Annotated in this window: 17 protein-coding genes; 13 read left to right on the top strand and 4 right to left on the bottom strand. The window is 72.9% G+C overall.

The window, feature by feature from the left end:
- Window positions 1-7: 7 nt before the first annotated feature.
- Complete coding sequence (locus DFP74_RS31990) at window positions 8-1,291, bottom strand: M23 family metallopeptidase (RefSeq protein WP_121187640.1); 1,284 nt, start codon at window positions 1,289-1,291, stop codon at window positions 8-10.
- Between the two features lie 296 nt (window positions 1,292-1,587).
- On the opposite strand from DFP74_RS31990, the gene rpsB reads away from it, so the two are divergent.
- The 6 genes from rpsB to DFP74_RS31960 all read left to right on the top strand — a co-directional run bounded on the left by rpsB (window position 1,588) and on the right by DFP74_RS31960 (window position 7,466).
- On the top strand, window positions 1,588-2,586 hold the full coding sequence (gene rpsB / locus DFP74_RS31985) for a 30S ribosomal protein S2 (RefSeq protein ID WP_121187639.1): 999 nt from the start codon (window positions 1,588-1,590) through the stop codon (window positions 2,584-2,586).
- 117 nt (window positions 2,587-2,703) lie between these two features.
- Window positions 2,704-3,540 (top strand): translation elongation factor Ts, encoded by an 837-nt coding sequence (gene tsf / locus DFP74_RS31980; protein ID WP_121187637.1) that lies wholly within the window; start codon window positions 2,704-2,706, stop codon window positions 3,538-3,540.
- Window positions 3,541-3,729: 189 nt separating this feature from the next.
- Window positions 3,730-4,455 (top strand): UMP kinase, encoded by a 726-nt coding sequence (gene pyrH / locus DFP74_RS31975; RefSeq protein ID WP_370013530.1) that lies wholly within the window; start codon window positions 3,730-3,732, stop codon window positions 4,453-4,455.
- 61 nt (window positions 4,456-4,516) lie between these two features.
- Entirely contained in the window at window positions 4,517-5,074 is a 558-nt protein-coding gene (frr, locus tag DFP74_RS31970; protein WP_053616021.1) for a ribosome recycling factor, read from the top strand.
- 3 nt (window positions 5,075-5,077) lie between these two features.
- Window positions 5,078-6,010 carry a phosphatidate cytidylyltransferase gene (locus DFP74_RS31965; protein WP_121187633.1) on the top strand — a complete coding sequence of 311 codons (933 nt, stop codon included), beginning with the start codon at window positions 5,078-5,080 and terminating at the stop codon, window positions 6,008-6,010.
- A gap of 280 nt (window positions 6,011-6,290) precedes the next feature.
- Window positions 6,291-7,466, top strand: coding sequence for a pyridoxal phosphate-dependent aminotransferase (locus DFP74_RS31960; protein WP_121187631.1), 1,176 nt, complete (start codon window positions 6,291-6,293; stop codon window positions 7,464-7,466).
- 100 nt (window positions 7,467-7,566) lie between these two features.
- On the opposite strand, the gene DFP74_RS31955 is transcribed toward DFP74_RS31960, so the two are convergent.
- From DFP74_RS31955 to DFP74_RS31945, 3 genes are all read right to left on the bottom strand, one after another.
- Complete coding sequence (locus tag DFP74_RS31955) at window positions 7,567-8,997, bottom strand: APC family permease (RefSeq protein WP_121187629.1); 1,431 nt, start codon at window positions 8,995-8,997, stop codon at window positions 7,567-7,569.
- 155 nt (window positions 8,998-9,152) lie between these two features.
- Complete coding sequence (locus DFP74_RS31950; RefSeq protein WP_233571258.1) at window positions 9,153-10,205, bottom strand: glycosyltransferase family 9 protein; 1,053 nt, start codon at window positions 10,203-10,205, stop codon at window positions 9,153-9,155.
- A 16-nt stretch (window positions 10,206-10,221) separates the two neighbouring features.
- Window positions 10,222-10,641, bottom strand: coding sequence for a CBS domain-containing protein (locus DFP74_RS31945; protein ID WP_121187626.1), 420 nt, complete (start codon window positions 10,639-10,641; stop codon window positions 10,222-10,224).
- 211 nt (window positions 10,642-10,852) lie between these two features.
- Between DFP74_RS31945 and DFP74_RS31940 the strand changes: the two genes are divergently transcribed.
- Genes DFP74_RS31940 through DFP74_RS31915 form a run of 7 tightly spaced genes read left to right on the top strand, consistent with a single transcriptional unit; the run spans window position 10,853 to window position 19,315 of the window.
- Window positions 10,853-12,502, top strand: coding sequence for a carbamoyltransferase C-terminal domain-containing protein (locus DFP74_RS31940; protein ID WP_121187624.1), 1,650 nt, complete (start codon window positions 10,853-10,855; stop codon window positions 12,500-12,502).
- Window positions 12,499-13,995 carry an HAD-IIIA family hydrolase gene (locus DFP74_RS31935; RefSeq protein ID WP_121187622.1) on the top strand — a complete coding sequence of 499 codons (1,497 nt, stop codon included), beginning with the start codon at window positions 12,499-12,501 and terminating at the stop codon, window positions 13,993-13,995. Before DFP74_RS31940 ends, DFP74_RS31935 begins: the two co-directional genes overlap by 4 nt.
- 41 nt (window positions 13,996-14,036) lie before the next feature.
- Window positions 14,037-15,029, top strand: coding sequence for a glycosyltransferase family 9 protein (locus tag DFP74_RS31930; RefSeq protein WP_121188654.1), 993 nt, complete (start codon window positions 14,037-14,039; stop codon window positions 15,027-15,029).
- Window positions 15,026-16,066 carry a glycosyltransferase gene (locus tag DFP74_RS31925; RefSeq protein ID WP_121187620.1) on the top strand — a complete coding sequence of 347 codons (1,041 nt, stop codon included), beginning with the start codon at window positions 15,026-15,028 and terminating at the stop codon, window positions 16,064-16,066. The genes DFP74_RS31930 and DFP74_RS31925 overlap by 4 nt, the downstream gene beginning before the upstream one ends.
- Window positions 16,063-17,319 (top strand): glycosyltransferase, encoded by a 1,257-nt coding sequence (locus tag DFP74_RS31920; RefSeq protein WP_121187618.1) that lies wholly within the window; start codon window positions 16,063-16,065, stop codon window positions 17,317-17,319. Before DFP74_RS31925 ends, DFP74_RS31920 begins: the two co-directional genes overlap by 4 nt.
- Window positions 17,319-17,909, top strand: a complete 591-nt coding sequence (locus tag DFP74_RS34105; protein ID WP_199725838.1) for an SIS domain-containing protein — start codon at window positions 17,319-17,321, stop codon at window positions 17,907-17,909. The genes DFP74_RS31920 and DFP74_RS34105 overlap by 1 nt, the downstream gene beginning before the upstream one ends.
- Window positions 17,906-19,315 carry a PfkB family carbohydrate kinase gene (locus DFP74_RS31915; RefSeq protein WP_199725837.1) on the top strand — a complete coding sequence of 470 codons (1,410 nt, stop codon included), beginning with the start codon at window positions 17,906-17,908 and terminating at the stop codon, window positions 19,313-19,315. Before DFP74_RS34105 ends, DFP74_RS31915 begins: the two co-directional genes overlap by 4 nt.

Raw genomic sequence — 19,315 nt, 5'->3', positions numbered from 1 at the left:
GGTTGTCTCACCTGGCAAGCTCCGCGAGCTTCTTGAGTGGTGTGGTGGCACAGCGTGGCGGCCAGGGTCGGGCTTCGACTCTGGCGGTCGTTGCGGTCCACGTAGAGGATCTGGCATGACATCCGCTTGGCTGAGTTCTCGTGCTCCGTGGACCGAAACAGCCGGGCGGCTGGGGTCGTCTGGTCACGGACGAGCCATTCGAGGTGGGTGCGGTGCCACACCGGGCCTTGCGGTGATCCACGGGCGACATGACGGCCGGGCGGTCGAAGGTCTCGGTGTGGTTCTTGTGCGTCAGTTCGTTCGTGCATTCTTCCGCGGGAGAGTGGATTCGGTCTTCGCTCGGCCATTCTTCGAGGTTCTCTGGAATTCTGGCCCGGTGGTCGCTTCCGGGATTCTGACCCGGTTGCCGCCGCCTCCGACGCGGAACCCCGGTGGCGTGCGGGGGAGGGGTCGGGTCCTTCCACCTGGGCGATGGCGCTCGCCTGGGCTTCGCTTCGGGAGCCCGTCTCGCGGCGTTCGGCTCGTGTGCGCAGGTCGGTTCGGCCGGGTCGGGGACCCCGTCGACATGCTTGTGCGGGCCGATGGAAAGGCCGCCGCGTCCGTTTCGACGCGCTAGGAGTTCGGGGCATCGGCTTCGAACCCGTTCCCGGGTAGGAGTTCTTTGATTTCCGTCCTTCGCCCTTCCGCGGCGAGGGAGCCGAGAGCGTGCGCGCGCTCGGAGTGGTGCGACCGGGCGGGAGACGAGTGCGCTCTGGGTGGTTTCGGGACCGCCGGTGTCCCCTGGGGCGACCGGGCCGTCGGGGCCCAGGGGGAGGAGGCGGACCCGGCCGCGGCCGAGGAGGCCGAGCGGGTCGAGGTGGGTGCCGCCGCGCAGGAGGCCCCAGTGCAGGCACGGGCGCGACCGGCAGTGGGTCGGTGACTCGGCCACAACGCCCAGGGGGTCGCCCGCGGCGACCGGGTCGCCGCGGGCGAGCGTGGACTCCACCGGTAGGTAGGTGGTGCGCAGGTCGCCGTGCACCACGCTGACCAGTGGCGTTCCGGCGACGCGGCCCGAGAAGTACACCTGTCCGGGGCCGGCCGCGCGCACCCGCGCGCCCGACTCGGCGGCCAGGTCCACACCCAGGTGTCCGGGCAGCCAGCGCTGCTCGGGAGGGTCGAACCCGCGCAGCACCTCCACCGGCGGGTCCAGGGGCCAATGCCACGAGGTGTCGGCGAAGGCGGTTCGGCCGACGCAGAGGGGGAACAGCAGGAGCGATGCGAGCAGCAGGGATGTCAGGCGGGCAGGTGCCATACATCCAGGGTCGACGCGGCGGGAGGGATGCGCCAGGGGGTTCGTGAACCTGTGGACGACGGCCCGGCGGGGCCCGTTCGCCCCGAATACGCAGCGCAGGTCCTGTGCGCCCCGGACGGAGGATAGAATCGTCCGTGGCCCACCGGGCCAACAACACTACGCACGCCCCCGAGCCTTCCTCGGGAGGGGTCGCAACCTACGGTCCACTCCGCTTCGGCGGCGTGGCGGTGCGGCCGGGGCGTCAGGCACAACCGAGGCGGGGAATCCCTCCCCGCCACCGCAAGGAGGACCAGGTCATGGCCACAGTCGTGACAATTCGCCAGCTCCTGGAGAGCGGCGTCCACTTCGGGCACCAGACGCGTCGCTGGAACCCCAAGATGAAGCGCTTCATCTTCACTGAGCGCAACGGCATCTACATCATCGACCTGCAGAAGTCGCTGGCGTACATCGACCGCGCCTACGAGTTCGTCAAGCAGACGGTCGCCCACGGTGGCACCATCCTGTTCGTCGGCACGAAGAAGCAGGCGCAGGAGGCCATCGACGAGCAGGCCCGCCGCGTCGGCATGCCTTTCGTCAACCAGCGCTGGCTGGGCGGCATGCTCACCAACTTCTCCACCGTGCACAAGCGGCTCCAGCGCCTCAAGGAGCTGGAGGAGATCGACTTCGACGACGTCGCCGGCTCCACGCTCACCAAGAAGGAGCTCCTCAACCTCCGTCGTGAGAAGGAGAAGCTGGAGCGCACCCTTGGCGGTATCCGCGACATGGCCCGCGTGCCGAGCGCCGTGTGGATCGTGGACACCAAGAAGGAGCACATCGCGATCAGCGAGGCTCGCAAGCTGAACATCCCGGTCGTGGCGATCCTGGACACCAACTGTGACCCGGACGAGGTCGACTACCCGATTCCGGGTAACGACGACGCCATCCGCAGTGTCAGCCTGCTGACCCGCGTGGTCGCCGACGCCGTCGCCGACGGTCTCCTGGCCCGCTCCGGCGCCTCCGGCGCCGAGGCCGGCGCCGACAAGCCCGCCGAGGAGCCCCTGGCCGAGTGGGAGCGCGAGCTCCTGGAGGGCAAGGGCAAGGAGGAGGCCGCCACCGAGACGGCCGCCACCGAGGCCGCCACCGAGGCCGCCCCCGAGGTCGCCGCCACGGAGGAGGCCGCTGCCGAGGCCCCCGCCGAGACCGCCACGGTCGCCCCGGCCGACGAGGTCGCCGCCGAGGCTCCGGGCGAGGCCACCGCCGCCGAGTCGCCCGTCGACGCTCCGGCCCAGGCGCCCGCCGAGGGCTCCGCCGAGTAGGTCCGCTTCACCGTCCCGGTACAGCCGCCCCGCCACCACGGCGGGGCGGCCGTGCCGGGTCATCGGCCCTCACCCCAAGACACCGACTCTCCACTCCAAGGGAATTCGAGAACAGTCATGGCGAACTTCACCGCCGCGGACGTCAAGAAGCTGCGCGACATGACCGGCGCCGGCATGATGGCCTGCAAGAAGGCCCTCACCGAGGCCGACGGCGACGTCGACAAGGCCGTCGAGGCCCTGCGCATCAAGGGCGCGAAGAAGCAGGCCGAGCGCGGCGAGCGCACCGCCGCCCAGGGCACGGTCGTCCTCAAGCAGCAGAGCGAGGGCAAGGCCACCCTCATCGAGCTCAACTGCGAGACCGACTTCGTCGCCAAGAACGACCAGTTCATCGCGCTGGCCGACCAGGTCGCCGAGTTCGTCGTCTCGGTCGACAGCGACGACCTGGCGACCGTGGCCGCCGCCGAGATCGAGCCTGGCAAGAGCCTGCAGGACTTCATCTCCGAAAAGGGCGCGATCATCGGCGAGAAGCTGGAGCTCCGCCGCGTCGCCAAGTTCGACGGCGCCTACGTCGCCAGCTACCTGCACAAGTCCGACCCGGACCTGCCCCCCACCATGGGCGTCCTGGTCGAGCTGGACAAGGCCGACGCCGAGGTCGGCAAGGACCTCGCCCAGCAGATCGCCGCCCTGGCCCCGCAGTACGTGGGCAAGGACGACGTCCCCGCCGAGGTCGTGGAGAACGAGCGCCGCATCGCCGAGCAGACCACTCGCGAGGAGGGCAAGCCCGAGCAGGCGATCCCCAAGATCGTCGAGGGTCGCGTCAACGGCTTCTTCAAGGAGGCCACGCTGCTCGGCCAGCCGTTCGTCAAGGAGAACAAGAAGTCCGTCCAGAAGGTGGTCGACGAGGCCGGCGTCAGCGTCAAGCGCTTCGTCCGCTTCAAGGTCGGCCAGGCCTAGGGTTTTGAGATGATGGAGGTGCCGGGGAGAGTTCTCCCCGGCACCTTCGGTGGATATGGGCGGGTTCGGGCGCGATGAGCGGCCCGTCCGCCCGCAGCAGCAGCACTCGGGGGACCCTGTGCCACTCGGGGACAACAAGGGAGGCCACAGGCCGTGTCGGAGAACCAAGAGACCAGCACCGAACCCGCCATGCACGATTCCGGTTGGAAGCGTGTGATGCTCAAACTCTCCGGTGAGGCGTTCGCGGGCGGCGGCGGTCTGGGGATCGACCCCGAGGTCGTCCAGTACGTGGCGGAGTCCATCGCCGAGGCGGTCTCCGAGGGCATCCAGGTCGCCGTCGTCGTCGGCGGCGGGAACATGTTCCGCGGCGCGCAGCTCACCGAGGGCGGTATCGAGCGCGGCCGCGCCGACTACATGGGCATGCTCGGCACCGTCATCAACTGCCTCGCCCTCCAGGACTTCCTGGAGCGGCTCGGTGTGGACACCCGCGTGCAGACCGCGATCCACATGAGCCAGGTCGCCGAGGCCTACATTCCGCGCCGGGCCGTGCGCCACCTGGAGAAGGGCCGCGTGGTCATCTTCGGTGCCGGACTGGGCGCCCCGTTCTTCTCCACCGACACCACCGCCGCCCAGCGCGCGCTGGAGATCGGTGCGCAGGCCGTGCTCAAGGGAACCCAGGTCGACGGCGTCTACGACGCCGACCCGCAGCGCAACCCCGACGCGGTCAAGTTCGACAAGCTCAACTACAACGAGGTCCTCACCAAGAGCCTCAAGGTCATGGACGCCACCGCGGTCAGCCTGTGCATGGACAACGGGCTGCCCATCGTCGTGTTCGACCTGATGAGCCAGGGCAACATCCTGCGTGCGGTCCGCGGTGAGAAGATCGGCACCATCGTCGGACCGGCCGCCGTCTGAAGCGCCGCGACGACGCCAGTCAAGCCACGAACACCAGAGTCGAGTTCCGGGAGCGCCACCAATGATCGAAGAGACCCTCCTTGAGACCGAGGAGAAGATGGAGAAGGCCGTGACGGTCGCGAAGGAGGACTTCGCGACGATCCGCACGGGCCGTCCCACTCCCGCGACCTTCAACAAGATCACCGTCGACTACTACGGTGCGCGGACGCCGATCAACCAGCTGGCCTCCTTCTCGGTTCCCGAACCGCGCATGGTCGTCATCTCGCCGTTCGACGTCAACTCCCGCACCGACATCATCAACGCCATCCGCAACAGCGACCTGGGCGTGAACCCGTCCGATGACGGCCAGGTCATCCGCGTGGTGTTCCCGGACCTGTCCGAGGAGCGCCGCAAGGAGTACGTCAAGGTCGCGCGGACCAAGGCCGAGGACAGCAAGGTCTCCATCCGCAACGTGCGCCGCCGTGCCAAGGACTCCTTCGAGAAGGGCGTCAAGGCGGGCGAGCTCGGCGAGGACGAGGCGCACCGTGCCCAGGTCGAACTGGACGAGCTGTCCCACAAGTACGTCGCCGCCATCGACGAGCTGTTGAAGCACAAGGAAGCAGAACTGCTCGAGGTTTAGTCGGTGACCACTTCTTCCAGCGGCTCCGGAGGCGATGACCGCTCGCCGGAGCACAGACCCGAGGGGCCGCCCGGCGGCTCCGACAGTGCCGACGGGCAGCGCTTCGTGCTGCACAAACCGGGAGGTGAGCCGGTTCGGACCGGGCGCAACCTCCCGCTGGCCATCGCCAGCGGGTGCGTCCTGGGCGCGCTCGTGTTCTTCTCGGTCTTCCCCTGGCCGCAGCTGTTCACGATCATCACCTCCCTGGCGGTCCTGATCGGCCTGCGCGAGGTCAACCGGGCGTTCGCCGGCAAGGGCATGACCCTGGCCGTGGTGCCGCTCGCCGTCGGGGGCGTGGCCATGCAGGCCTTCGCCTACTTCGGCGGCGCCGACTGGTTGGCGGGCGCCACCGCGCTGACCGCGATCGCCGTGCTGTCCTGGCGGCTGCGCGGCGGTGCCGAGGGGTTCGTCTCCGACGCGGCGGCGAACCTGTTCACCCTCGTGTACCTGCCGTTCCTGCTGGGCACGTGGATGCTGCTCATCGCGCACCCCGAGGACGGCCAGTACCGGCTGGTGACGTTCATCGTGGTGACGATCTCCAGCGACATCGGCGGGTACTTCGCCGGGATCCTGCTCGGTCGGCACAAGATGGCGCCGGTGATCAGCCCCAACAAGACCTGGGAGGGCTTCGGCGGCTCCGTGGTCGGGTGCTGTGTGGCGGGCGCCCTGTGCGTGGTCCTGATGCTCGACGGCCCGTGGTGGGTCGGCGTGGTGCTGGGACTCGCGGTCGTGCTGGGCGCGACCGTCGGCGACCTCATCGAGTCGATGTTCAAGCGCGACCTGGGCGTGAAGGACATGGGCCGCTTCATGCCGGGCCACGGCGGGCTGATGGACCGCTTGGACTCCCTCCTCATCGCCGGTCCCGTCGTGTGGATCGTGTTGAGCCTGCTGCTGTAGCCGCTGGTGCCGTGTGACACGGAACGGGGCGGACCACGAGGTCCGCCCCGTTCGCTGTGCGGTGCCGGACCCCACGGGACGATGGTGGGCGACGGGTGGGGTGCTGCGCCGTGGGCGTCGGTTGAGGGTGGTAGTCCCGCTTGTGCGGAGCCCCCACGGGACGATGGCGGGCGACGGGTGGGGTGCTGCGCCGTGGGCGTCGGTTGAGGGTGGTAGTCCCGCTCCGGCGGAGCCCCCACGGGACGGTGGCGGGTGACGGGCGGGCGGGTACGCTCGACGGGTGGACGAACCGCTGATCGAACGAATGCGCGCCTACGGCGAGACCATCTTCGCCGAGATGACGCAGCTGGCCGTGGACACCGAGTCGGTCAACCTGGGGCAGGGCTTCCCGGACACCGATGGGCCGCGGTCCCTCCTGGAGGCCGCGACCCGTCACATCCTGGCCGGGGTGAACCAGTACCCGCCGGGTCCCGGGCGGCCCGAGCTGCGCCGTGCCGTGAGCCGCTACCGTGCCCGCCACTACGGCCTGGAGCTGGACCCCGACACCGAGGTGTACGTGACCGTCGGCGCGACCGCCGGCATCGCCGCGTCGCTGCTGGCGCTCGTCGAACCCGGGGACGAGGTCCTCGTCTTCGAGCCGATGTACGACTCCTACGCCGCGATGATCTCCCTCGCGGGGGGTGTGCGCCGGTCGGTGACCCTGCGCCCGGACCCGGTGTCGGGGCGCTTCACCTTCGACCCGGACGAGCTGCGCGCCGCCGTGGGTCCGCGTACGCGCATGGTCATCGTCAACACGCCGCACAACCCCACCGGTACGGTCTTCACCGCCGAGGAGCTGGAGCAGGTCGCCCAGGTGTGCCGTGAGCACGACCTGATCGCCCTCACCGACGAGGTGTACGAGTTCCTCACCTTCGACGACCGCCCGCACGTGCCGCTGGCGTCTCTGCCGGGCATGCGCGAGCGCACGCTCTCGGTGTCGTCGGTGGGCAAGATGTTCGCCGTCACCGCGTGGAAGACCGGTTGGGTGATGGGCCCCGAGCCGCTGGTGCGCGCGGTACGGACGGTGAACCAGTTCCTGACGTTCTCGGCCAACGGCGCGCTCCAGCTCGCGATCGCCGACGCCATCGACCACGAGGGCGCGTGGGTCGAGGAGCAGCGCACCGCCCTGCGGGACAAACGCGACCGGTTGGCGGAGGGGCTGACCCGGACCGGGTTCGACGTGAGCGTGTGCGAGGGCACCTACTTCCTCATGGCGGACATCCGCCCGCTCGGGTACGCCGACGGGGTGACCCTCGCCCGCGCGCTGCCCCGCGAGGCGGGCGTCGCCGCCGTTCCGGCCCAGGTCTTCTACGACCACCAGCAGGAGGGCGCCCACCTGCTGCGCTTCGCGTTCTGCAAGCGGGACGAGGTCCTGGACGAGGCGGTGCGCCGCCTGACCGGCTGGCACCACTCCTAGACCGCGTTCCGGGCTCGCGGTCGCCAGGCCGCCTTCTGCCCCGGCCGCACTCGCGTGGACGCCGTCCGCCCCCGCCCTGGGGCGGGCGGCGTCCGTGCGTTCAGGTCCGGTCGGGGTCCGGGGAGCTCCGGGCGTCCATGGCCGCGATCAGCCGTTGTTCGGCGTCGGCTCCCGGGGTGACGTGGGGCAGGCGCCACATGAGCACGGCTCCCACCAGCCACCACACGCCCACCATCACCCACTCGTGCGGCCAGGTCAGGGCCGCGGGCATGCCGGGCAGGTACAGCGCCAGGAGCCCGAGGCTCAGGATCAGGGCGGCCCATCCGACGGGGACGCCCGCGCGGACGGTGAACGGCCGTTCCATCGCGGGCTCGCGGCGGCGCAGCACGAGGAAGCTCACCACCACCAGCACGAACGCGATCACGATGTTGAGGCCGCCGGCGTCCACCAGCCACACCAGCATCGGGCGCCCGAAGAACGGTGCGGCGGCCGAGAGCAGGCCGACGAACAGGACGGCGTTGGCCGGAGTGCGAAAGCGCGGGTGCAGGCGGCCGAACCAGGCCGGGAGCATCCGCGAGCGCGCCATCGCGTAGATGAGCCGGCTTCCGCCGATGAGGAAGGCGTTCCAGCTGGTGAGCAGCCCGGCGATGCCACCGAGGACGAGCAGGTTGCCCATGGTCGGGCTGTTCCACAGCGCGGCCATGGCGTCGGCGGAGGCGAGTTCGGACCCGGCCAGGTCGGCGGCGGAGAGCCCGGAGCCGGCGGTCAGCATGATCATGACGTACCAGGCGGTGGCGCAGAAGACCGAGACCACCAGCAGGGCGCCGACCACGCGGTAGGGGAGCTTGATCTCCGAGGCGGACTGGGGGATGACGTCGAAGCCCACGAACAGGAACGGCACGGCGACCAGCACCGTGAACACTCCCGGCACGCCGCCGGTGAGGAAGGGCTGCATGTTCTCGGTGGAACCGCCGGTGAAGGAGCCGGTGACCATGACGGCTCCGGCCACCAGCAGGAAGAGCACGGCCACGCCCTGGAAGACGCTCGCGGGCCGGATGCCGACGTAGTTGATCGCGGTCATCACCACGGCCGTCGCCAGGCCGACGGCGACCAGGCTGGCGTGGACGTCGTACTCGGCGATGGTCCACAGGTACCCGGCCTCCATGCCGTGGAAGAGGTACACCAGGGTCTGCGGGACCGCGACCGCCTCGAAGGCGACCACGGAGACGTAGCCCAGGACCATCGCCCAGGAGGCGGCGAACGCGCCCTTGGGCCCGATCGCGCGCATCGCGTAGTGGTGCTCGCCGCCCGCGTGGGGCATCGCGGAGACGAGTTCGGCGTAGGTGAGGCCGACCAGCGCCATGATGACCCCGCCGACGACGAACGCCAGGGCCGCGCCGCCGGGACCGGCGGCGCTGATGAAGTCTCCGGTGAGCACGATCCAGCCGAAGCCGATCATGGCGCCGAAGGCGAGGGCGAGGACGTCACCTCGTCCCAGGATCCGGACGAAACCCGTACTGCTGTCTGCCATGGGGGAACTCCTCGGGTCGTGCTGGTGCACGTACCGAAGCACGGATCCGGTCCGCTGGGAAGGGGCGATGTGGCCAGTGAGGTCGGTCGAGTGCGCCGAAAAGGAGTGTCATCCCGTGGTGGGATGTTCACCCGCGGTCGTGGTCGGCCGCGTGGTCAGGGGCGGACCCCGGTCCGCGAGAGCACGTCGGAGCAGGCCGACAGGACGTCGTCGGCGGTGATCGAGGCCAGGCCGGGATCGAGCGCCGAGGCGTGGGGGTCGCTCTCGCCGCCCTTCCACAGGCACGCGTGGATCCCCTCGTCCACCCGGGGGCCCCACAGCGCGGGCGAGACCGGACCGAACAGACGCACGGAGGGCGTGCGGTAGGCAGTGGCCAGGTGGGCCACGCCGGTGTCGCCGCACACCACCAGGTCGGCGTCGGCGACCAGCCGTGCCAGCTCCCCGACACCGGTCCGGCCGGCCGGTACCTGGGCTGGGGCCGGTGCGGCGGTGCGGGCCACGCGTTCGGCCAGGGGGCGTTCCGCGCGCGAGCCGGTGATCAGCACGCGCAGCCCGCGGTCATGGAGATGGCGCACCACCGTCGCGAACCGTTCGGGGGGCCACCGGCGCGAGGCGGCCGAGGCCCCGGGGTGGACGACGGCGGTTCCGGCGCCGGAGTCCGGCCCCGTGGCGGTGTTCCGGTGCGGTGGGGAGGCGCGCTCCGGGAGCGGGGCGGCGGTGTCGTCGGCAGGGGCGTGGTCCGGCGGCGGCCACCACAGGTCGTCCGGGTCGGCCGCGAGGCCGTGGGCGCGCAGCAGTCCGCACCAGATCTCGGTGTCGTGGACGCGCCCCGGCCACGGCGGGCCGGGCCGCCCCGGTTCCCCGGGATCGGCGTGCGCCCACAGCCGTCGGGGTGCGAGCGCCGCGAGTGCCTCGGTGCTCTGCGGTCCGCGTCCGTGCAGGTTGACCGCGAGTTCGAGCGGGTGCGCCCCGTCCCAGGGCGGTGTCCGCAGCAGCTCCGTGGGCAGCACCCGCCAGTCCAGGCCGGCCAGGGCGGTCAGGTCCCAGTACCAGGCGGGTCCGGCCAGGATCCGCCGACGGTCGGGAAAGGCGCGCTCCAGGGCGCGCAGGGCCGGCACGGAGGTGACGAAATCGCCGAGCCCCAGGGCCCGCAGCACGACGAGTGCGGTGCCCGCCGATTCTGCGGCCCCGGGGGCCGCCGCGGACACCGCACCGCGCGGCGCCTCAGTGATTGGGCGGGGCCGCGCTGACATCGGCCAGGGCGGAGCCGGAGTCGATCGCCACCGCCAGGTCGCCCATCGTCACGACACCGACGACCCGCTCGCCCTCCACGACGGGCAGGCGGCGCAGCGCGTCGGTGCGCATCACGTCCACGGCGTCCCGCAGGCTGCTCTGGGCGGGCACGGTCGCCACGTTGGAGCTGCACACCGAACGGGCCGTCGTTGTGTCCGGGTCGGTGCCCTCGGCCACGCACCGCAGCACGATGTCCCGGTCGGTCAGGACGCCCACCAGCATGTCGCCCTCGGTCACCACCACGTCGCCGACGTCGGATTCGCGCATGACCTCGGCGGCCTCACGGATCGAGGCGCCCGGATCGACGGTGATCGGCGGGCTGGTCATCACGTCCGAGATGTTCTTCAGCATGGTCCACCTCCCAGAGAAGGACTCGGTTCCTCACCCGTCCCCTAGCCGGATCGGCCCGAGCCAAACATGGCCGCGAACACGGGCGCGCAGCGGGCGCGGTTTCGGCGCCCGAGTCGTCGGCACAGGTCAGCCCCATGTTTGGGTGTCGCTTCTCTTGGTAGTCGAGTGGGTGCAGTACAGAGTCGGTGTCGTGCGGAAAAGGAGGCCGCTCATGAGGGTCCTCGGTGTCAACGCCGTCTTCCACGATCCGGCGGCCGCAGTGGTCGTCGACGGCAGGACCGTGGCCGCGGCCGAGGAGGAACGGTTCTCCCGGCGCAAGCACGGTAAGGAGCCCGTGGCCTTCTCCGCCTGGGAGCTCCCGGTCCAGGCCATGCGGTGGTGCCTGGACCAGGCGGGACTGCGTCCTGAGGACCTGGACGCGGTCACGTACTCCTACGACCCCGCCCTGGCCGATCCGAAGGGTCCTGGGCAGGAGGGCGACTGGGAGATCCTGCGCCTGCTCTTCGTTGAACGGGCTCCGTCCTTCCTGGCCAACGCCCTGCCCGGACTGGACCCGGCCAAGGTCGCCTACGTCCCGCACCACGTCGCGCACGCGGCCTCCGCGGGGCTCGCCGCCCCGGATCCGGGCCGCGACATCGCGGTGTTCGTGGCCGACGGCCGGGGCGAGGCCGCCTCGCACCTGGCCGGCGCCTACACCGACGGGCGCCTGGAGATCCTCGCGCGCCAGCCGCTGCCCGAGTCGCTGGGCCTCACCTACGAGGAACTCACCGAGCACCTCGGCTTTCGCCGCTCCAGCGACGAGTACAAGGTGATGGCGCTCGCGTCCTACGGGAAGCCGACCATGGTCGGGGACCTGCGGGAACGGATCCGCTACGAGGGCGACGGGCTGGTCCGGGCCTCCGGAGTGGACTGGGAGTCGCTGGTCCCGCGGTGCCGCCCCGGACAGGAGCCCGGCCCCGAGCACGCCGACCTGGCCGCCAGCGTGCAGGCCGTGCTGGAGGAGACCCTCCTGCGGATCATGGAGTGGCTGCACGAGCGGACCGGGTACCGCAGGCTGGCGATGGCCGGTGGCGTGGCGCTCAACTGCGTGGCCAACAGCCGGATCGCCCGGGACGGCCCCTTCGAGGACGTGTGGGTGCAGCCCGCCGCGGGCGACGCCGGCACGGCCCTGGGCGGTGCGCTGCACGCGGCCTCGCTGGCGGGCGACCGGATCGAACCCATGCCGGGGGCCGACCTGGGCCGCTCCTGGGACGAGGACGAACTGGAGCGGCTCCTGGCGGAGGCCGACGTCGACGCCGAACGGCCCGACGACGTGGCCGACGCCGTCGCCCGCGCCCTGCACGAGGACGCGCTGGTGGCCTGGTTCCAGGGCCGTTCGGAGTACGGTCCGCGCGCGCTCGGGCACCGGTCGCTGCTGGCCAATCCCTCGCGCGCGGAGAACCTCGAACGGCTCAACGCCGTCAAGGGACGCGAGCAGTTCCGGCCGGTGGCGCCGATGGTCGCCGCCGACCGGGCGCCGGAGATCTTCTCCGGCGGCCCGCTGCCCAGCCCCTACATGCTCTTCGTCCACAGCGTCGATCCGGACTGGCGCGACCGCGTCCCCGCCGTGGTGCACGTGGACTCCACGGCGCGCGTGCAGACCGTCGACCCCGAGGACGACCCGCTCACCGCGCGGGTCCTCGACCGCTTCGAGGAGCTCAGCGGCCTGCCCGTCCTGGTCAACACCAGCCTGAACACGGCGGGGCGCCCGATGGTCGACTCGCCGCGCGACGCCCTGGAGTGCTTCGGATCCGCTCCGGTGGACGTGCTCGCGATCGGACCCTTCATCGTGCGCCGACGCCGTAGGGAGGCGGTCCGATGAACGCCCCGGAGTACGCGGTCGTGGTGCCCACGGTGGGTCGGGACAGCCTGCACCGGGCTCTGGTACCGCTGCTGGAGGCCCCGCGGGCGTGGGCGCCGACCGAGATCGTGGTCGTCGACGACCGGCCGGGGGCGGGGCACGAGCTCCCGCCCGTCGTCGACCACCCCCGTGTGCGGACGCTGCGCGGCGGCGGGGGCGGACCCGCCACCGCCCGCCAGGCCGGATGGCACTCCTGCCGTGCGGAGTGGATCGCCTTCCTGGACGACGACGTCCACCCGCCCCAGGACTGGCCGGAGCGGTTGTGCTCGGACCTGCTGGCCGCGGACGCGGCCACCGGCGGGGTCCAGGGCCGGATCACCGTGCCCCGGCCGGAGGGCCGGCGCCCCACCGACGCGGAGCGCGCCACTCTCGGACTGGAGGGCGCGCCGTGGATCACGGCCGACATGGCCTACCGGCGCAGCGCGCTGGAGGCCGTCGGCGGCTTCGACACCCGCTTTCCCCGGGCCTACCGGGAGGACACCGACCTGGCCCTGCGCGTCCTGGACGCCGGCTTCTCCCTGCGGCTCGGCGAACGCGAGTGCGTGCACCCGCTGCGTCCCGGACGCCGCTGGGCCAGCCTGGGGGCGCAGCGCGGCAACGCGGACGACGCCCTCATGAACGCGGTGCACGGCCGCGGCTGGCGTGACCGGGTCGGGGAGGCGCCCGGCGGGCTGCGCGGCCACGTGCTGACCACCGGCCTGGCGGCGGGGGCGGCTCTGGCGGCGCTCGCGCGCAGGCCCGTCCTGGCCGGGGCCCTGGGCGCCGGGTGGCTCGCCCGCACCGCGGGCTTCGCTGTTCGCCGGGCCACGGCGGGGCCTGCCGACCCGGCCGAGATCATCGACATGGTCGTGACCAGCGCGCTCATCCCGCCGCTGGCCTGCGGTCGCCGGATCGCCGGGGCGGTCCGCCACGCCGGCGCGGGCCGCAGGCCCGGGATCCGCGCGATCCTGTTCGACCGGGACGGCACCCTGATCGAGGACGTGCCCTACAACGGCGACCCCGACAAGGTCCGCCCGACCGCCGGCGCGGAGAACGCGATCGCCCTGGCCCGCCGGGCCGGTCTCGCCGTCGGCGTGGTCAGCAATCAGTCGGGGATCGCCCGTGGCCTGCTCGACACCGGCCAGGTCGACGCCGTCAACCGGCGCGTCGACGAACTCCTGGGCCCCTTCGACGTCTGGCGCGTGTGCCCCCATGGCGAGGCGGACGGGTGCGGCTGCCGCAAACCGAGCCCCGGCATGATCGAGTCCGCCGCCGCGGAACTGGGCGTGGCGCCCGCCGAGTGCGCCGTCGTCGGCGACATCGGATCCGACATGGCGGCCGCCCGCGCCGCGGGGGCCCGGGGCGTGCTCGTGCCCACCAACCTCACCAGGGAGGACGAACAACGGCTGAGCCCGGAGACGGAACCGGACCTGACCTCGGCCGTCCACCGGCTCGTGAGGGGGTCGGCGCCGTGACCGCCTCGACCCGGAAGGCCGGAACAGTGCTCGTGGCGCGGATGGACAGCATGGGCGACGTGCTCCTGGCCGGACCCGCCGTCCGCGCCGTCGCCCACGGCGCCGAGCGCGTGGTGCTCCTGGCGGGCCCGCGCGGAGCCGACGCCGCGGCGCTGCTGCCGGGCGTCGACGAGGTCGTGACCTGGTGCGCGCCCTGGATCGACCCCGAGCCGCGGCCCGTGGACCCCGACGACGTCACCCGCCTGGTCGGCGTCCTTGAACGGACGGGAGCCGACCGGGCCCTCGTCCTCACCTCCTTCCACCAGTCGCCGCTGCCGCTGGCCCTGCTCCTGCGCATGGCCGGGGTCCCGTGGGTCGGGGCGATCAGCACCGACTACCCCGGCAGCCTGCTCGACCTGCGCCACCGCGTGGCGGACGGCGTCCCCGAGCACGAGCGCGGGCTGTCCGCGGCCGCGGCGGCCGGCTTCCCGCCGCCGCCCGGGGACACGGGGCGCCTGTCCGTGCGGCGGCCGCTGCCGGACACCCGCGGCCTGACCGGCCCCGGCGGCTACGTCGCCCTCCACGTCGGGGCCGACGCGCCCTCCCGCGAGATCCCCGAACCACTGGCCACGGACACCGTCGCGGCCCTGACCGCGCTCGGCCACCGCGTGGTCGTGACCGGCGCGGCGCACGAGGAGGCCCGGGCCAAGGCGGTGGCGGCCGGCACCGGCACCAGCGTCGCCGGCCGGACCTGCACGGCCGAACTGGCCGACGTCCTCGACCGGGCCGCCGTCCTCATCTCGGGCAACACCGGCCCCGCCCACCTGGCCGCGGCCGTCGGCACGCCCGTGGTCTCCCTCTTCTCACCCGTCGTTCCCGCCTCAGCCTGGGCCCCCCAGTGCGTCCCGGTACGCGTGCTGGGCGACCAGCGGGCGCCCTGCGCGGGTTCGCGCGCCCGGGTCTGCCCCGTGCCCGGACACCCCTGTCTGAGTTCCGTGACGACCGACGACGTCCTGGCGGCCGTTGACGCGCTGCTGGACGAGGAGGAGCGATGACCGTCGACACACAGCCCGCGGCGAAGGGCACCGGCAACGGTGAGAAGGGCGTACGGGCGCCCGAACGGGTCTTGAAGATCCTGATCTGGCACGTCCACGGCTCCTGGACCACGGCCTTCGTCCAGTCCGGTCACACCTGCCTCCTGCCGGTGGACGGGGAGCGGGGACCGGACGGGCGCGGACGCGCCCGCACCTGGGACTGGCCGTCCAACGCCGTGGAGCTCCCGGCGGAGCGGCTGAGGGAGAGCCGGCCGGACCTGGTGGTCCTGCAGCGCCCCCACGAACTGGAGCTGGCGGCGGGCCTGCTGGGCCGTGCGCTCGGCCGCGACGTGCCGGCGGTGTACGTGGAGCACAACACGCCCCGGGGCGAGGTCCCCGGCACCCGTCATCCGCTGGCCGACCGCGACGACATTCCCGTCGTCCACGTCACCCACTTCAACGACATCTTCTGGGACTGCGGACGTGCGCCGACGCGGGTCATCGAACACGGGGTGCCGGATCCGGGCCACCTCTACACCGGTGAGATCGCGCGCGCGGGCGCCGTTCTGAACGAACCGCTGCGCCGGTGGCGTGTCACGGGCACCGACCTTCTGCCGGCGCTCGCCGAGCACGTGCCCCTCGACCTGTTCGGCATGGCGGTGCGGGGGGTGCCGGCGCACCTCGGGCTCGACGAGTCCCGCCTGCGCGTCCACGAGGACGTGCCGCAGGGCGACATGCACCGGCTCCTGGCCCGTCGGCGCGCCTACGTCCACCCCCTGCGGTGGACCTCGCTCGGGCTCTCCCTCATCGAGGCGATGATGCTCGGCATGCCCGTCGCCGCGCTCGGCGCGACGGAGGCCTACGAGGCGGTGCCGCCGGACGCGGGCGTCGTCTCGACCGATCCGCGGGTGCTCGGCGAGGCGCTCCGGGCGTACATGGACGACCCGGCCCTGGCCGCGCGCACCGGCGCCGCCGCCAGACAGGCGGCCCTGCGCCGGTACGGGATCGAGAGGTTCCTCGATGACTGGGAGCGAGTGCTACAGGAGGTGACGTCATGAGGATCGCCATGGTGTCCGAGCACGCCAGTCCGCTGGCGGCCATCACCGGTGAGGACGCGGGCGGACAGAACGTCCACGTCGCGGAACTGTCGATGGCGCTCGCCGCCCTCGGGCACGAGGTCGACGTGTACACGCGCCGGACCGATCCGGACCGACCCGACTCCGTCTCGATGTGTCCCGGGGTACGGGTGGTGCACGTGTCGGCCGGCCCGGCCGCGCCCGTGCCCAAGGACGACCTACCGCGCCACATGCCCGAGTTCGGCCACCGGCTGAGGGCGGCCTGGGCGGCCGAGCGCCCCGACGTGGTGCACGCCCACTTCTGGATGAGCGGTCTGGCGTCACTGAACGCGGCGGCTTCGCTGGGGGTGCCCGTCCTCCAGACCTTCCACGCGCTGGGCACCGTCAAGCAGCGGTTCCAGGGAGCGGCCGACACGAGCCCGGCCGAGCGCGTGCGGGTCGAGCGGGCGGTGGCCGCCGGGTGCGCGAGGGTCGTGGCCACCTCCACGGAGGAGCGGCGCGAACTCTCCTCCTGGGGGATCCCGTTCCACCGCGTGGACGTGGTGCCCTGCGGGGTCGACACCGGGCGGTTCCGGCCCGACGGCCCGAGCCTGCCGAGGGACGACCGTCCGCGTCTGCTCAGCCTGGGCCGGATGGTGCCGCGCAAGGGCGTCGACACCGTGATCCGCTCCCTGGCCGGCCTGCCCGGAGCCGAGCTGGTGATCGCCGGCGGGCCGGCCCCGCGCGACCTGGACTCCGACCCGGAGATCATCCGCCTCCGGGCGGTCGCCGACCGGGCGGGCGTGGCGGACCGGGTGCGCTTCCTGGGCTGTGTGGCCCGGCCGGAGGTCCCCGACCTGGTGCGATCGTGCGACGTCGCGGTGAACGTGCCCTGGTACGAGCCCTTCGGAATGTCCACGGTCGAGTCGATGGCCTGCGGAGTGCCGGTCGTGGCCTCCCGTGTGGGCGGCCACGTGGACACGGTTCTGGACCGCGGCACCGGGCTGCTCGTGCCGCCCCGCTCGCCGGACCGGCTGGCACGGTCCGTGGGAGAGCTGCTCGCCGACGAGGAGACGCGGCGGGCGTACGGCGCCGCGGCGGCGGCCCGGGTCCGCGAACGGTACACCTGGGCGGAGGTCGCGCGCCGCACCGAGCGCAGCTACCTCGGCGTCCTCGCGCAGACGCGGTACCCGGTGCCGCGGGCCCGGGCGGCGGCGCACGGCGAACCTGTCGGATCCGCTGGAGGGGAGGTCTGATGCACACGCACCTGAGGCGGTTGCACACCGCCCTGCACGACACGGACACGGACCTGGTCGAGGCATGGGGCCGCCACGCGGCACGCGCCCTGTCATCGGGTCATCGGCTCTTCGCCTGCGGCAACGGGGGGAGCGCGGCCGAGGCGCAACACCTGACGGCCGAGCTCACCGGGCGCTTCGAGTCCGAACGGCTGCCGCTGTCCGCCGTGGCGCTGCACGCCGACACCTCGAGCCTCACCGCGATCGCCAACGACTACGGCTACCGCCAGGTCTACGCCCGCCAGCTGCGCGCCCACGGCCGTCCCGGCGACCTGCTCGTGTGCCTGTCCACCAGCGGGTCGAGCGAGAACGTGGTCGCCGCGGCCAAGGCCGCACACGAACTCGGCGTCACCTGCTGGGCGATGACGGGCCAGGGTCCCAGCGCGCTGGAGGCCCTCAGCGACGGAACCGTGGCGGTCCCGGCACCGAGCGTCTCGACCGTGCAGGAGGTCCACCTCGCGCTGGTACACGTGTTCTGCGCCGCGGTCGACGAGGAACTCCGGGTGCTCGGCGTGACCGCCGCCGCGCCGCGGCAGAGGACCGCGCCGTGAGCGCGGCACGGGGGCCGGTGGTCGTGGTCGGGGACGCCCTGCTCGACGTCGACCTGCGCGGCACCTCGCACCGGAACTGTCCCGACGCGCCCGCGCCGGTCGTGGAGGAGCCGGTCTCCTGGCACCGGCCGGGCGGGGCGGCCCTGGCCGCCCTGTGCGCCCACGGGGCCACCGACCGGGAGATCCTCCTCGTGACGGGGCTCGGCCGCGACGACGCGGCCACGACCCTGGCCGAGGCCCTGGGCTCCGACATCACACTGGTGGGCCTGCCCCTGATGCGGTCCACACCGACCAAGACCCGGATCCAGGCCGACGGTCGCACGATCGCCCGCCTGGACACGCCGTGCGGCTGCACCGACGAGCACACCGCCGCGGCGGCGTCCGCCGTGGCCGACGCGGTGCGGTCCGCCTCGGCCGTGCTGGTGTCGGACTACGGTCACATCCTGGCCCGGCAGCGGCTCGTGCGCACGGCACTGCGGGAGGCCGCGGCACGGGTGCCGGTCGTATGGGACCCGCATCCGCGCGGTCTGGGGCCGGTGCCGGGCACCCGCCTGACCACACCGAACGCGGCCGAGGCCGGGATCGCCGAGGCGGACGCGACCGCCGCGCCGCGCCGGGCCGCCGAGCTCGCCCGCGCCTGGTGCGCGGACTCCGTGGCCATCACACTCGGCGAGCACGGGGCGGCCTGGTCCGACGGTCACGAGGGGACGGTCGTGGTCTCCGGCGAGCGCGTGGAGCGGCCGGCCGACGTCTGCGGAGCGGGGGACGGTTTCGCCGCCGCCTGCGCGGTCGCGCTCGCCGAGGGCGCCGACACCGTGACGGCCGTGCGGGAAGGCGTTCGGGCGGCCTCGGCCTTCGTGGCCCAAGGGGGAGCGGCGGCCCGCTCCGCCCGGGCCCCGGAGGCGCCGGATCCGCCGGTGACCTCGTTCACGCCCACCGCGTTCGGCCCCGTCCCGCGCGCTGGACGCGGCGGGCGGCGCGTCGTGGCGACCGGCGGCTGCTTCGACGTCCTGCACGCCGGCCACGTCGACCTGCTGCGCAGGGCCCGCGCGCTCGGGGACCGCCTCGTGGTCCTGCTCAACAGCGACGCGTCGGTCCGCGCGCTGAAGGGGCCCGACCGACCGATCGTGGGCGAGCGCGACCGCGCCCGTGTCCTGTCCGAACTCGCCTGCGTGGACGAGGTGCGGGTGTTCTCGGAGGCGACCCCGGTCGCGGCACTGGGGGAGCTGCGGCCCGACGTGTGGGTCAAGGGCGGCGACTACGACGTGGAACGACTGCCGGAGACGCCCGTGGTCCGGGCGCACGGCGGCAGGGTGATCACGCTGCCGCTCGTGCCCGGCCGCTCCACGACCGCACTGCTGACCCGTGTCCGGGCCAGTGACTCCGGCGGCCTCGCCGCCGGCTGA

This window comes from Nocardiopsis sp. Huas11, from assembly GCF_003634495.1.
GTDB lineage: Bacteria > Actinomycetota > Actinomycetes > Streptosporangiales > Streptosporangiaceae > Nocardiopsis.
Note: the sequence above shows the minus strand (reverse complement) of the source record. Positions and strands in the feature narration are given on the sequence as shown.